Origin of the sequence: Hymenobacter chitinivorans DSM 11115, assembly GCF_002797555.1 — a bacterium.
Lineage (GTDB): Bacteria > Bacteroidota > Bacteroidia > Cytophagales > Hymenobacteraceae > Hymenobacter > Hymenobacter chitinivorans.
The window spans coordinates 891,686-905,469 of sequence record NZ_PGFA01000001.1; the positions used below are offsets into that span (position 1 = coordinate 891,686).

General features: G+C 59.7%; 11 protein-coding genes. 9 read left to right on the forward strand and 2 right to left on the reverse strand.

Annotation, left to right across the window (positions count from 1 at the left end; all coding sequences use genetic code 11):
• Positions 1 to 71 precede the first annotated feature (71 nt).
• From CLV45_RS03675 to ftsZ, 9 genes are all read left to right on the forward strand, one after another.
• Positions 72 to 1,559 carry a UDP-N-acetylmuramoyl-L-alanyl-D-glutamate--2,6-diaminopimelate ligase gene (locus tag CLV45_RS03675; protein WP_394338475.1) on the forward strand — a complete coding sequence of 496 codons (1,488 nt, stop codon included), beginning with the start codon at positions 72 to 74 and terminating at the stop codon, positions 1,557 to 1,559.
• 179 nt (positions 1,560 to 1,738) lie between these two features.
• Entirely contained in the window at positions 1,739 to 2,959 is a 1,221-nt protein-coding gene (gene mraY / locus CLV45_RS03680; protein WP_100335036.1) for a phospho-N-acetylmuramoyl-pentapeptide-transferase, read from the forward strand.
• A gap of 92 nt (positions 2,960 to 3,051) precedes the next feature.
• Positions 3,052 to 4,419: a UDP-N-acetylmuramoyl-L-alanine--D-glutamate ligase gene (murD, locus tag CLV45_RS03685; RefSeq protein WP_100335037.1), complete on the forward strand. Its 1,368-nt coding sequence runs from the start codon at positions 3,052 to 3,054 to the stop codon at positions 4,417 to 4,419.
• 94 nt (positions 4,420 to 4,513) lie between these two features.
• The gene (locus CLV45_RS03690; RefSeq protein ID WP_100335038.1) at positions 4,514 to 5,692 is read left to right on the forward strand and encodes an FtsW/RodA/SpoVE family cell cycle protein; all 1,179 of its coding nucleotides are present in this window, start codon (positions 4,514 to 4,516) and stop codon (positions 5,690 to 5,692) included.
• 90 nt (positions 5,693 to 5,782) lie between these two features.
• Positions 5,783 to 6,919, forward strand: a complete 1,137-nt coding sequence (gene murG / locus CLV45_RS03695) for an undecaprenyldiphospho-muramoylpentapeptide beta-N-acetylglucosaminyltransferase (protein ID WP_100335039.1) — start codon at positions 5,783 to 5,785, stop codon at positions 6,917 to 6,919.
• Entirely contained in the window at positions 6,916 to 8,364 is a 1,449-nt protein-coding gene (murC, locus tag CLV45_RS03700) for a UDP-N-acetylmuramate--L-alanine ligase (protein ID WP_100335040.1), read from the forward strand. The genes murG and murC overlap by 4 nt, the downstream gene beginning before the upstream one ends.
• Before the next feature lie 10 nt (positions 8,365 to 8,374).
• Positions 8,375 to 9,112 (forward strand): cell division protein FtsQ/DivIB, encoded by a 738-nt coding sequence (locus tag CLV45_RS03705; protein WP_245882619.1) that lies wholly within the window; start codon positions 8,375 to 8,377, stop codon positions 9,110 to 9,112.
• 86 nt (positions 9,113 to 9,198) lie between these two features.
• On the forward strand, positions 9,199 to 10,563 hold the full coding sequence (ftsA, locus tag CLV45_RS03710; protein WP_100335042.1) for a cell division protein FtsA: 1,365 nt from the start codon (positions 9,199 to 9,201) through the stop codon (positions 10,561 to 10,563).
• A 116-nt stretch (positions 10,564 to 10,679) separates the two neighbouring features.
• Positions 10,680 to 12,173, forward strand: a complete 1,494-nt coding sequence (gene ftsZ / locus CLV45_RS03715) for a cell division protein FtsZ (protein ID WP_100335043.1) — start codon at positions 10,680 to 10,682, stop codon at positions 12,171 to 12,173.
• 92 nt (positions 12,174 to 12,265) lie between these two features.
• On the opposite strand, the gene CLV45_RS24780 is transcribed toward ftsZ, so the two are convergent.
• Together CLV45_RS24780 and CLV45_RS03720 are read right to left on the reverse strand one after the other, a co-directional pair.
• Positions 12,266 to 12,421 carry a hypothetical protein gene (locus tag CLV45_RS24780; RefSeq protein ID WP_157807266.1) on the reverse strand — a complete coding sequence of 52 codons (156 nt, stop codon included), beginning with the start codon at positions 12,419 to 12,421 and terminating at the stop codon, positions 12,266 to 12,268.
• Between the two features lie 169 nt (positions 12,422 to 12,590).
• On the reverse strand, positions 12,591 to 13,736 hold the full coding sequence (locus CLV45_RS03720) for a cytochrome-c peroxidase (RefSeq protein ID WP_157807267.1): 1,146 nt from the start codon (positions 13,734 to 13,736) through the stop codon (positions 12,591 to 12,593).
• Between the last annotated feature and the right edge of the window lie 48 nt (positions 13,737 to 13,784).

Here is a 13,784-nt window from a genome sequence, read left to right on the forward strand (position 1 = left end):
GACTCCGTCAGGCCCAACTTTCTTCCCCCTTTACTCACCCGAAAAAGCGGTTTTCCCGCCGCCCTCCTCGTTTGAATACTGCCGATAACCTTGCCGTTCCGCTTTCTTCCCTGCTAACTGACCTCACGGTGCAGGCTCAGGTGGGCCCCGCCGACCCGGCGGTACTCAGCCTTACCCTGGATTCGCGCCAGGCCCAGCCCGGCGCGGTGTTCTTCGCCCTGCGCGGCGCCCAAACCGACGGCCACCAGTTTATTGCCAAAGCTGTGGAGCTGGGCGCCTCCGTAGTGGTGTGCCAGGAGCTGCCCGCCGAAACCGTTGCTACCACAACTTACGTGCAGGTAGCCGACAGTGCCGAGGCCATGGCCTACATGGCAGCGGCGTTTTACGGCCACCCGTCGCGCCAGCTTAAGCTGGTGGGCATCACGGGCACCAATGGCAAAACCACCTGTGCCACGGTGCTCCACAAGCTGTTTCGGGAGTTGGGGTACCACGTGGGTTTGCTCAGCACGGTGCAAAACCAGATTGACGAGCAGGTTATTCCGGCCACCCACACCACCCCCGACGCCATCCGCCTCAACGAGCTGCTGGCCCGGATGGTGCAGGCTGGCTGCACCCACTGCTTTATGGAGGTCAGCTCCCACGCCGTGGTGCAGCACCGCGTAACCGGCCTACAGTTTGCCGGCGGCGTGTTTACCAACCTCACCCACGACCACCTCGACTATCACGGCACCTTCGACAACTACCTGAAGGCCAAAAAGGGCTTTTTCGACAGCCTGGGTAAAAAAGCCTTTGCCCTGACCAACGCCGACGACAAGCGGGGCCCGGTAATGCTGCAGAACACCGCCGCCCGCCGCGAAACCTACTCCTTGCGCGGCCCGGCAACCTACCGGGCCCGACTGGTGGAAAACGCGGTGCACGGCCTCCACCTCGACGTAGACGGGCGCGACGTGCAGTTTCGCCTTATCGGGGTGTTCAACGCCTATAACATCCTGGCCATCTACGGGGCGGCCGTGCTGCTGGGCGAGGAGCCGATGGACGTGCTGACCGTGCTGTCGGGTCTGACCTCGGCGCCCGGCCGCTTCGAGCCGATTCTGGCCGAGAAAACCCGTATTACCGGCATCGTAGACTACGCCCACACCCCCGACGCCCTGGAAAATGTGCTCGACACCATTGCCGATATCCGCCAGCCCAGCCAACAGGTGATTACCGTGGTGGGCTGCGGCGGCAACCGCGACGCGGCCAAGCGCCCCATTATGGCCAACCTGGCCTGCAAAGGCTCCAGCCGCGTGGTGCTTACTTCGGATAACCCCCGCTTCGAAGACCCCAACGACATTCTGCAGCAGATGCAGGCCGGCGTGCAGGTAGCTGATCTGGGCAAAGTCCTGACCATTGCCGACCGGCGCGAGGCCATCAAAACGGCCGTAGCCCTGGCCCAGCCCGGCGACATCGTGCTGGTAGCGGGCAAAGGCCACGAGAATTACCAGGAAATCAAAGGCGTCAAGAATGACTTCGACGACAAGAAAGTCCTGCAGGAAATGTTCGAGCTGCTGGGAAAATGAAAAAAGGGAAAAGAACGGCATGACGAGCTTAGCGAGATGTCTCCCGCTGGTCGGCACGACGTTCGGAAAAGCCCGATTACTAGAAAATCTGCACAAACGCAACAGTTGCCTAACCCCAAAAAAGCCAAATCTTTGCAGCTTGGAATAACCCCAACTGAGACCCGCTGACCCCCGCGCCAATGCTTTATTACCTCTTCAATTTTCTCGACAAGCACTACAACCTGCCAGGCGCGGGCGTTTTCCAGTTTATTTCGTTTCGAGCGGCCATGGCCGTCATTACGTCCCTCATTATTGCTCAAGTCTTTGGTGCCCGTCTGATTCGGGTGCTGCAGATGAAGCAGGTGGGGGAGAGTATCCGGGATTTGGGCCTGCAAGGGCAGATGGAGAAGAAAGGCACTCCGACGATGGGCGGCCTGATTATCCTGCTGGCCATTCTGGTGCCGGTGCTGCTCTTTGCCAAGCTCGACAACATCTACATCGTGCTCATGCTGCTGAGCACCGTCTGGCTGGGCCTCATCGGTTTTCTGGACGACTATATTAAGGTGTTCCAGAAAAATAAGGAGGGTCTGAGTGGGCGCTTCAAGGTGCTGGGCCAGATTGGCCTGGGCATTACGGTGGGCTGGGTGCTGTTCTTCAGCGACGATGTGACCGTGCGCCAGTACCTGCTGCCCAACGGCCAGCTCTCGGCCGTGGATGCCAGCACCGTGTACCAGGACGTGAAGCTGATGATTACCACCATCCCGTTTGCCAAAAACAACGAGCTCAACTACGGCAACCTGTTTGCCTACGCCGGCCCGTTTTTCAACGGCCTTTACAGCTTCCTCTACATCCCGATTGTGATTCTGATTATCACGGCGGTGAGCAACGGGGCTAACATCACCGACGGCCTCGACGGGCTGGCGGCCGGTACTTCGGCCATTATCGGCGTGACGCTGGCCATTTTCGCCTTCGTGAGCGGCAACTCGATTCTGGCGGACTACCTGGATATTATGTTCATTCCGAACTCGGGGGAGCTGGTAATCTTCTGTACGGCCTTCGTGGGAGCCTGCATCGGGTTTTTGTGGTACAACAGCTATCCGGCCCAGGTTTTTATGGGCGACACCGGCTCGTTGGCCATCGGCGGCATCATTGCCGTACTGGCCCTGATTGTGCGCAAGGAGCTCTTGATTCCGGTCCTCTGCGGCGTGTTTTTGATTGAAAACCTGTCGGTGATGCTGCAGGTGGGCTGGTTTAAGTACACCAAGCGCAAGTACGGCGAAGGCCGCCGGTTGCTGCGCATGTCGCCGCTGCACCACCACTACCAGAAGCTGGGCTACCACGAGTCCAAAATCGTGTCCCGCTTCTGGATCATCGGCATTATGCTGGCCATTTTCACCCTCGTCACGCTCAAGCTGCGCTAACCTTTAGAACTCAGAAGTCAGAGCGTAGAACGTAGACTTCGGGTTGATTTGCTTCTCGGTTCTAGGTTCTGAGCTCTAAGTTCTCAAAAGACATGTCTACTAAAATCGTCATTCTCGGAGCTGCGGAAAGTGGGGTAGGGGCGGCGCTGCTGGCCCAGGCCAAAGGCCACACCGTATTTGTGTCCGACAAAAGCCCGATTCAACCTATATATAAGGAGAAGCTCACGGCGGCTGGTATTCCCTTCGAGGAAGGCACCCACACGCTGGAGGAAATTCTGACGGCCGACGAGGTGGTGAAAAGCCCGGGCATCCCGGAAAAAGCGCCGGTCATTCAGGCCCTGCGCGAGAAGAAGATTCCGGTCATTTCCGAAATCGAGCTGGCCGGCCGCTATACCCAGGCCCGCTGCATCTGCATTACGGGCACCAACGGCAAAACCACCACCACGCTGCTCACCTACCATTTGCTGAAGGAAGCTGGCCTGAAGGTGGGCCTGGCTGGCAACGTGGGCTACAGCCTGGCCGAGCAGGTTATTGCCGACGAGCACGACTACTACGTGGTGGAGCTCAGCAGCTTCCAGCTCGACGATACCTACGACTTCCGGGCCTGGGTGGCCGTGCTGCTCAACATCACCCCCGACCACCTCGACCGGTACGACTACTCCCTGGAAAAATACGCCCACGCCAAGCTGCGCATCACCCGCAACATGGACAGCAGCGGCTTTTTCATCTACAACGCCGACGACCCGGTTATTCAGCAGGAATTCACCTCGGTGTTCAGCCAGACCAACCTGCTGCCCTTCAGCCTGCACCACCGCCCCGACTACCAGCTGGCCGGCTATTACACTTCCGAAACTGAGCTCTGCACCAACCTGGCGCCGGGCCTGAACGAGCAGCCGGAGCAGATCAGCACGGCCGGCTCCCCGCTGATTGGGCAGCACAACCGCCAGAATACCCTGGCCGCCGTGCTCTGCGCCCGGGTGGCGGGCCTCAACGAGGAGCAGATTGAAAGCGCCCTGGCCACCTTCCGCAACGCCGACCACCGCCTGCAGCCCGTGGGCGAAATAGGCGGTGCCCGGTTTATCAACGATTCCAAGGCCACCAACGTGGAAGCCGCCTGGTTTGCCCTCGACGGAATTCAGCAGCCCATCGTCTGGATTGCCGGCGGCACCGACAAAGGCAACGACTACAGCAGCCTGCTGTCCCTGGCCAAGGAAAAAGTCAAGGCCTTGATCTGCCTGGGCGTCGACAACGAAAAGCTTAAAGCCAGCTTCGGCTCCATTGTACCCCACCTGGAAGAAACCCAAAGCATGACCGAAGCCGTGCGCCGCGGTGCCGCCCTGGCCGCCCCCGGCGACGTGGTGCTGCTCTCGCCCTGCTGCGCCTCCTTCGACCTGTTCAAAAACTACGAGGACCGCGGCCGGCAGTTTGCGGCAGCGGTGAATGAGCGAATGAGTGAATGAGTGAAGTATTGCTTTCAGCCCGTTTCGACTGTTCGCTTCACCGTTTCGCCAACCCGCTCACACTGCACTCATTCACCATTTCACTCATTCACCGATGGACCCCATAAAAACCTGGCTGCAGCGGAATCTGAAAGGTGACCCAATTCTGTGGGCCATTGTGATTCTGTTTTCGCTCATCAGTATTGCCGTGGTGTATTCGGCCACCGGCACGCTGGCCTACAAGAAGATGAGTGGCAATACCGAGTACTTCCTCGTCAAGCACACCGGCCTGATTTTCGTGGGTTTGTTCTTCATGTGGCTGGCCCACCGCATCGATTACCGCTACTACTCCCGCTTGTCGCTCTACGCCCTGCTGATTTCGGTGCCGCTGCTGCTGTTCACCTTTTTCGTGGGTGGGGAAGTAAACGGGGCCTCGCGCTGGCTCACCATTCCGGTTATCAACCAAACCGTGCAGCCGTCCGACTTAGCCAAGCTGGCCCTGATTTCGCACCTGGCCAGCATGCTCAGCCGCCGGCAGCAGCACGTGCAGGACTTCAAAACGACTTTGCTGCCGGTAATGCTCTGGATTGGGGTTATCTGCGGCCTGATTATTCTCTCCAACGCCTCCACGGCACTGCTGCTGTTTGCCACCTGCCTGCTGCTCATGTTCATTGGTCGGGTGCCTATCAAACAGATGGCCGTCATGGTCGCCATTGGGGCCGTCGTGGGCGGCATCGGTTTGTCAACCGGTCAGCGCCTGCAAACGGTGAAGTCGCGCATCGAGAACTTCACCGATAAGACCAAGCCCGTGCCCTTCCAGCTTGAACACAGCTACATTGCCATTGCCACGGGCGGCATTACCGGCAAAGGACCCGGGCAAAGTACGGAGCGCAACATTCTGCCCCACCCGTACTCCGACTTTATCTACGCCGTCATCATCGAGGAATATGGCCTGGCCGGCGGGGCCTTCGTGCTGTTTCTATACTTAGCCTTTTTGTATCGAGGTCTGAAAACGGTGATGAACAGCTACGGCGCCTTCGGCGGCCTACTTTCGGCGGGCTTGGCGTTTAGCCTGGTTTTGCAGGCCATGGTCAACATGGGCGTGGCCGTGGGCCTGGGCCCGATTACCGGCCTGCCGCTGCCGCTGCTGAGCATGGGCGGCACCTCCCTGATTTTTACCGGTATCAGCATCGGTATTATCCTCAGCGTGAGCCGCGGGGAACGGGAAATCCGACCCATGACCGGCGAGCCGGAAGACACCGTCCGCATCCCCAAGAAAACGGCTTACGCGTAAATCAAGAGTGAAATTGTGAAAGGTGAAGTTGTGAGTTCATAACCCGCCAGTTCGCTCTTCACAACTTCACCTTTCCCAACTTCACCACCAGTGCCCAAAACGACTTTATATAGCGCTTCTGCTCAGCCCCGGCCTTACCGCGTGATTATCAGCGGCGGAGGCACGGGCGGGCATATTTTCCCGGCGGTGGCCATTGCCAACGAGCTGCGCCGCCGTCAGCCCGACGCCGAAATCCTGTTTGTGGGCGCTAATGGGCGCATGGAAATGACCCGGGTGCCTGAGGCCGGCTATAAAATCGTGGGCCTCGACATTGCCGGCCTGCAGCGCCGCCTGACGCCCCAGAACCTGCTGTTCCCGGTGAAGGTGTTCCGCTCGGTGCGCAAGGCGGGCAAGCTGCTCCAGGAGTTCAAGCCCGATGCCGTGGTGGGCGTGGGCGGTTACGCCTCGGCCCCGGTGCTGCTGGCGGCCACTTCGCGCGGCATTCCGGCCCTGATTCAGGAGCAGAACTCCTACGCGGGCCTGGTCAATAAGCTGCTCAGTCGCCGCGTCAACCGGATCTGCGTGGCCTACGACGGGATGGAAAAGTTCTTCCCCGCCGACAAGCTCGTGCTGACCGGCAACCCCGTGCGCACCGAAATTGCCAGCGGCAGCCGCGCCGAAGCCCTGAGTTTCTTTGGCCTTTCGCCCGAGAAAAAGACCTTGCTGGTCATTGGCGGCAGCCTGGGCGCCCGCACCCTGAACGAAGCCACCGCCGCCGCCCTGACCCGCCTGCAGGCCGCTGGAATTCAGCTCTTGTGGCAAACCGGCAAGCTCTACTACCCCAAAGCCGCCGAGCAGGCTGCCCCCTTTGCCCCCGATAAGCTCCAGGCCCTGGAGTTCGTGCAGCGCATGGATCTGGCCTACGCCGCCGCCGACGTGGTTATCAGCCGGGCCGGGGCCTTGTCGGTGTCGGAACTCTGCCTGACCGGCAAGCCCAGTATTCTGGTGCCCTCGCCCAACGTGGCCGAAGACCACCAGACCAAAAATGCCCTGGCTTTGGTCGAGAAGGATGCTGCCCTGCTCGTGTCGGATGCGGATGCCGCCGCCACGCTCTACGACCAGGCTCTGGCCTTGCTCAACGACCCGGGCCGGCAGCAGCAGCTCAGCCAGAACGTGAGCCGCTTGGCTCACCCGCACGCCACCACGACCATCGTGGATGAACTTTTAGCCCTCATGGACCGCGCATGAATCCCGTAGCCGCATTTCCGAACGTCTATTTTCTGGGTATCGGCGGCATTGGCATGTCGGCCCTGGCCCGCTGGTTTCAGGCCAACGGCCACCGCGTGAGCGGCTACGATAAAACCGCCACGCCCCTGACCGAAGCCCTGGCCGCCGAAGGCATCCGGATCCACTACGACGATGCCGTAGAGAGCATTCCGGCCGAGGTGCGCGAAAACCGGGAGCAGACGCTGGTCGTCCTTACGCCCGCCATTCCCAAAGACCACCGGGAGTGGGCCTGGCTGCGGGAGCAGGGCTACGACATCCGTAAGCGCAGCCAGGTGCTGGGCGTGCTTACCGCGGGTCACTACACCATTGCCGTAGCCGGCACCCACGGCAAAACCACGACCAGCAGCATGGTGGCTCACCTGCTTCACCACGCCGGTGTGCCCTGCGCGGCCTTCCTGGGCGGTATTTCCGTCAACCTGGGCTCTAACCTGCTGCTGCCTCCATTGGCTGAGCTGACAACTAACAACCAACAACCAACAACTACCCCTGTGGTAGTTGAGGCCGACGAGTACGACCGGAGCTTCCTGACCCTGCACCCCGATATTGCCATCGTCACCAGCACCGATGCCGACCACCTCGACATCTATGGCAACAAGGAGGCCCTGGTGGAGTCGTTCCGGCAGTTTGTGGGCCAGATCAAGCCCGGCGGCACGCTCATCCTCAACCACACCGCCGACCAGGGCATTGCCGAAGCCGTGGCCGAAGGCGTGCGGGTAATCCGCTACGGCCTCTCGCCCGAGCAGGGCCCGGAGCTCTACGCCGACCAGATTACGGCCCAGGGTCACCAGTTCCGCTTCGACCTGCACGGCCCCCTCGGCAACGTGCAAAAGCTGGAACTGGCCGTGCCCGGTTACCACAACGTGGAAAACATGCTGGCCGCCTGCGTGGTTGCTCAGCTACAACACGTGGGGGAGGAGCAGTTGAAGCAGGCCGTAGCAGCGTATCGGGGCGTAAAACGCCGGTTTGAGTTTATCGTCACCAAGGGCGACAAGGTCTACGTGGACGACTACGCCCACCACCCCCGCGAAATAGAAGCCTTCCTCCGCTCGTTGCGGGCCCTGTACCCGGGCAAGCGGCTGCGGGTCGTGTTTCAGCCCCACCTCTTCACCCGCACCCGCGACTTTGCCCCCGGCTTTGCCCAGAGCCTGAGCCTGGCCGATGAAGTGGTGATGCTCGACATCTACCCGGCCCGGGAGCTGCCCCTGGAAGGCGTGACCTCCGAATTGATTTTGTCCCAAATAACGGCTCCGCAAAAGTCGTTGCAAACCAAAGCCGAAGTCCTGGCCTCGGCCGAATCAGACGATACTTTCGACGTATTAGCCACCGTCGGGGCTGGAGATATTGACCAGCTTGTACCACGGCTAAGGAATATTTTAGATATTCGCTGGAATGGAGCTGAAGCGTAAAGCCAACAACTTGCTGTTTGCCACCGGGTGCCTCGTGCTGCTCTCGGGGCTGGCCGTGTTTGCCGGAGTCCGGCAGGCCAGCCGCCCCGTGGGGGAGGTCATCGTGACCATCGGCAACGAGTTTAACAATTACTTCATTAGTGAGCGGGAAGTAACGGCTTTATTAACCCGCAACGGCCACCAGCAGCTCGAGGGCGCCCATCCCGACGACCTGGACCTTAAAGCCCTAGAAGCCCGCCTTAAAGCCCACAGCTTCGTCAAGGAAGCGCAGGTGTACCGCGACCTAGCCGGTAATTTGCACGCCGACGTGCGCCAAAACCGTCCGATTGCCCGCCTCGTACACGCCGATACCCGCCAGGATAGTTACCTCGATGCCGAGGGCAAGAAACTGCCGTTGTCTTCGTTATTCACGGCCCGCGTGGTACCCATTTCCCGACTGGGAGGCGGACCGCTCCAAGCTGGCTTTTTCCAAGATTCCACCGGTCGTCAATATCTAGCGTTTTTGCGCTATATTGATGAGCATCCGTTCTGGCGCGCCCAGGTTGCGGAGGTCTTTATCGGCCCCAATGGCAAGGTTTCCTTCACCCAGCAAGTGGGTGACCAACGAATAGAATTTGGCTTTCCGGAGAATATTTCGGAAAAATTTGCGAAACTGATGGTATTTTACCGTCAAATTCCACCGGTCTTGGGCTGGGACACGTACCACCGCGTCAACGTTGAGTTCCAAGATCAAATCATTTGTGAGTAACAAAATCTTGCGTAAACGCTCGGAAACGGCGTTTTTTGCACCTGAAATTCATAGCACCAACCGCACCCACTCGTCCTTCCTTCCTCATGCAAAACGATAAGATTGTAGTCGGCCTCGACATTGGTACCACCAAAATCTGCGCTCTGGTAGGGCGCAAGAACGAGTTTGGCAAACTCGAAATCCTGGGCATGGGCAAGGCTGTGTCGGAAGGAGTGGTGCGCGGTATCGTGTCGAACATCGACAAGACGGTGGATGCAATTCGGAAAGCCATCCGGCAGGCCGAAGAACAGTCCGGAATCAATATTGGCGTCGTGAACGTGGGCATTGCCGGCCAGCACATCAAGAGCCTGCAGCACAACGGCAGCATCACCCGCAATTCGGCCGAAACTGAGATTACCGTCGACGATGTAAATCGGCTGACCAACGATATGTACCGGCTGGTAACCCCGCCCGGCTCCGAAATCATCCACGTAATGCCCCAGGACTACAAGGTGGATTACGAGGAGGGCATCATGGACCCCGTGGGCATGTCGGGCGTGCGCCTGGAAGGCAACTTCCACATCATTACGGCTCAGAGCACGGCCATCAACAACATCAACAAGTGCGTTACCAAGGCGGGCCTGGAAATCGATAACCTGATTCTCGAGCCCCTGGCTTCGAGCATGTCGGTGCTGTCGGACGAAGAAAAGGAAGCCGGCGTCGCCCTGATTGACATCGGGGGCGGTACCACCGACCTGGCCATTTTCAAGGACGGTATTATTCGGCATGCCGCGGTGTTGCCCTTTGGCGGCAACATCGTGACCAGCGACATCAAGCAGGGCTGCGCCGTAATGCAGAACCAGGCCGAGCAGCTGAAGGTGAAATTCGGTAAAGCCATTGCCGAGGAAGCCTCCGACTACGAAATCGTGAGCATCCCCGGCCTGCGCGACCGGGCGCCCAAGGAAATCAGCCTCAAGAACCTAGCCCATATCATCGAGGCCCGGATGGAGGAAATCATCGAGCTGGTGTACGCCGAGATTCAGCGCACCGGCCACGGCGACAAGCTGGCGGCCGGCATCGTGCTGACCGGCGGCGGCTCCCAGCTGCAGAACCTGGTGCAGCTTACCGAATACGTCACGGGCCTCGACACCCGCATTGGTTACCCCAACGAGCACCTGGGCAAGTCGCGCATTGAAGCCGTGAAGTCGCCGATGTACGCTACCACCGTGGGCCTGGTGCTGGCCGGCTACCGCTCGATTGACGAGCGGGTGGGCCGCTCGTACGAGGAAGAGGAGCAGCAGTATCGCCCCGCGCCCGAAGTGCGGGCAGCAGTTCCGGCCGCGCCGCAGCCGGCTCCGCAACCCCAGCCAGCGCCTCCGAAGAAAACCTCGGGGGCCGGCAAGTTCTTCCAGGACATCATCAGCCGCACGAAAGGACTGCTGATTGATGATTTCGACGACAAGCAGTACTAAATCATTTAACATTTAACAATTATCAGTTGACACTTCACCGGGCGGAATAGCTTGTGGATGCAGAGTAGTTGAGTGATAAATGATAAATGGTAACTGTTAATTGAAGCAGACCACTCATGTATAAATTTGATATTCCAGCGCAATCCAACTCCATCATCAAGGTGATTGGCGTCGGTGGGGGCGGTTCTAATGCCGTGAACCACATGTTCAGCCAAGGCATTAAGGACGTGGAATTCGTGATTTGCAATACCGACAAGCAGGCCCTGCACAGCAGCACTGTGCCCAACAAGCTGCAAATCGGCGTGGACCTGACCGAGGGCCTTGGGGCCGGTGCCAACCCCGAGCGGGGCAAGCAGGCGGCCATTGAGAGCCGGGAGCAAATCCGGGAGCTGCTCAGTAACGGCACCAAGATGGTGTTCATCACGGCCGGCATGGGCGGTGGCACGGGCACCGGGGCTGCGCCCGTTATTGCCAAAGTGGCCAAGGAGCTGGGCATTCTGACCGTGGGCATCGTTACGGCGCCTTTCCTCTTCGAGGGCAAGAAAAAGCGTCAGCAGGCCGAGCAAGGCATCAAGGAGCTCAGCGACAACTGCGACACCGTCCTGGTTATTCTCAACGATAAGCTGCGCGAAATATTCGGCAACCTGCCCATCCGCTCGGCCTTCGCCAAGGCTGATAACGTGCTGAGCACCGCCGCCAAGTCGATTGCCGAAATCATTACCGTGACGAGCGAAGTCAACGTCGACTTTGAAGACGTGAAAACGGTGATGAAAGACTCGGGCGCGGCCGTCATGGGCAGTAGCATCACGGAGGGCGAAAACCGCGCCCAGCGCGCCGCTGAGGAGGCCTTGGCTTCGCCGCTGCTCAACAACACCGATATTCACGGGGCCCAGAAAATCCTGCTCAGCATTATGTCGGGTGACCAGGCCGAGCTGGAAATGGATGAGCTGACTGAAATTACGGAGTACATCCAGCACAAAGCCGGGCAGGACGCCGAGGTTATCTTCGGCCACGGCATCGACTCGACGCTGGGCCAGAGCATCCGCGTGACGGTTATTGCCACCGGCTTTGCTCGCGAGGCGCACAACATCACCACCGGCTACGCCGTGGAAAAGCCTGAGCCGACCGCCGCGCCCGTACCCGATCCGCAGATCAACATCTTCGACCGGGAGCGGCAGGACGTGCCGGCTGCGCCGGTAGTGCCTTCGTTTGGAGCCCCGGCCCCCGTGGCCGCCGCGGCTCCGGAGCCGCCCAAGGTGACTTTTGACCTCGAGACTTCGCCCTACACCGGCTACGTGCCCCCGGTAGCGGCCCCGTCGACGCCAGCGCCCGAGCCCGTCGTGATTCACCAGCCCGCCCCGGTGCAGCAGCCGGCTCGTCCGTCGTTGGACGCCCGGGCTGAGGAGCGTCGCCGCCGGCTGGAAGGCCTGAGCAACGGCCTGACCAACGACGCCATCAAGGATCAGCTGGAAACCCCGGCCTATTTGCGGCGGCAGGTGAAGCTCGAAAACGTAGTGCCGTCGAATGAGCGCAATATTTCGCGCTTCAACCTCTCGGACGACAACGAGCTGCTGGGCGACAACCGCTTCCTGCACGACAACGTCGACTAAAAGACCCATTGGATAATCAACAGAAAAGCCACTCCTGGATTCGGGAGTGGCTTTTTTTGTGGGCTTTCGTAATCGGGCGGCCCGAACGAGACCTATTTAACGGCGGCCGTTGAGGCAGAATCGGAAAAGGAGGCGTTGATCGGGTCCGACAGTTCCCGGTCGGGCGACAGGGTGCGGCTGGCCGTAGTAGAGGACGCCGTGCAGGCTGAGCACAGGGCCAGCAGCACAATCAGCAATTTGCTTTTCATAGGGGTTAGGAGAGTGAATTGCCAGACTGGCAATAGAGTAGAGCACCGCAGTACTCGGGCGCTAATACGGCTGGGCAGTCCGGATGTTCGGGAAATTGCGGCCGGGGGAACGGGCAGCCTTTTCGACCAGCTTATTTGCCGGGAGGTCGGAAACTGAATTTAGTTGCCGCTAGGGCTTAAATGGGTCGGAAAAGCGCTTGTCCTGAATGAAGGTGGAATCGGTGAGGGTGCGCAGGAAGGCAATAACCTGCTTTTTCTGGGTATCACTAAGGCTGAGTTGGGCGCCGTTGCGCTTGTTGGTAGCCGTTTGCAGGTTCAAGTCCAGATTGGGGCTGTCCTTGGCGACATGGTCACTGTAGTGGTCCAGCACTTCTTCCAGGGTCTGGAAGCGGCCGTCGTGCATGTAGGGTGCCGTCAGGGCAATGTTGCGCAGGGTAGGGGCGCGCATTTTGCCCCGGTCGGAAGTCAGCCCCGTGACGCTGAAGCGGCCCAGATCGGAGGGGTTGGAGTCTAGGCCGTTGTTGAAGAAGTTGGCCGTAGCCCCGCGGGCGTAGTCGGTGGACGAGAAAAGTCGGTTGCCCTCGTTATGACAGTGCATGCAGTCGGCCCCGGCCACGGGAATTGTAGGGTCGGGATGATTGGAAAACAGGATTCGACCCGCAATTTCCTGGCTATTGAGCTGGACTTCGTCGCGCAGATACTTGTCGTAGCGGGAGTTGGCCGAAATCAGGGTCCGTTCGAACTGCGCCAGAGCCTTGAGCACATTTTCCTCGGTAATGGTGCGCGAGCCGAAAGCACTGCGAAACAGCGGCGGATAAAGCTCGGTCTGCTGCAGCTTGCTGACGCCCTCAGTCAGGCTTTGGTGCAGCTCCACGGGGTTTTCGATGGGTTTCAGAGCCTGAGTTTCCAGGCTAACCGCCGCGCCGTCCCAGTTTAAAGCTGGCTCCCACAAAATATTGGCCAACGACATCGTGCCGCGCGGGTTGGCCACGCCGTCGACGCCCAGGGCTAGGGCCCGGCCATCGGTAAAGGCCTTGCTCTGCTGGTGGCAGCTGCCGCACGACATGGTATTGTTACGCGAGAGGCGGGGCTCGTAAAATAGCATCCGGCCCAGGGCCACACCCTCTTCCGTGAGCGGGTTCGTAGCGGGAATCCTAACGTCCTGGGGAAACCCTTTGGGCAAAACCAACTGGTAGGGCGTCGTCACGACGGGACCTTCCCCCCCGGCTTCTTCCTCAGGCTTACAAGCCGTTATCAGAACCAGTAAAACGCTCGTAGCCAGGAGCCAGGAGCGGAGGCGAGTAGCAGTTAACAACCTGAGCAGGCTAACGGTGAGGAAAAGGTCAAGATATTGATTTCTAGC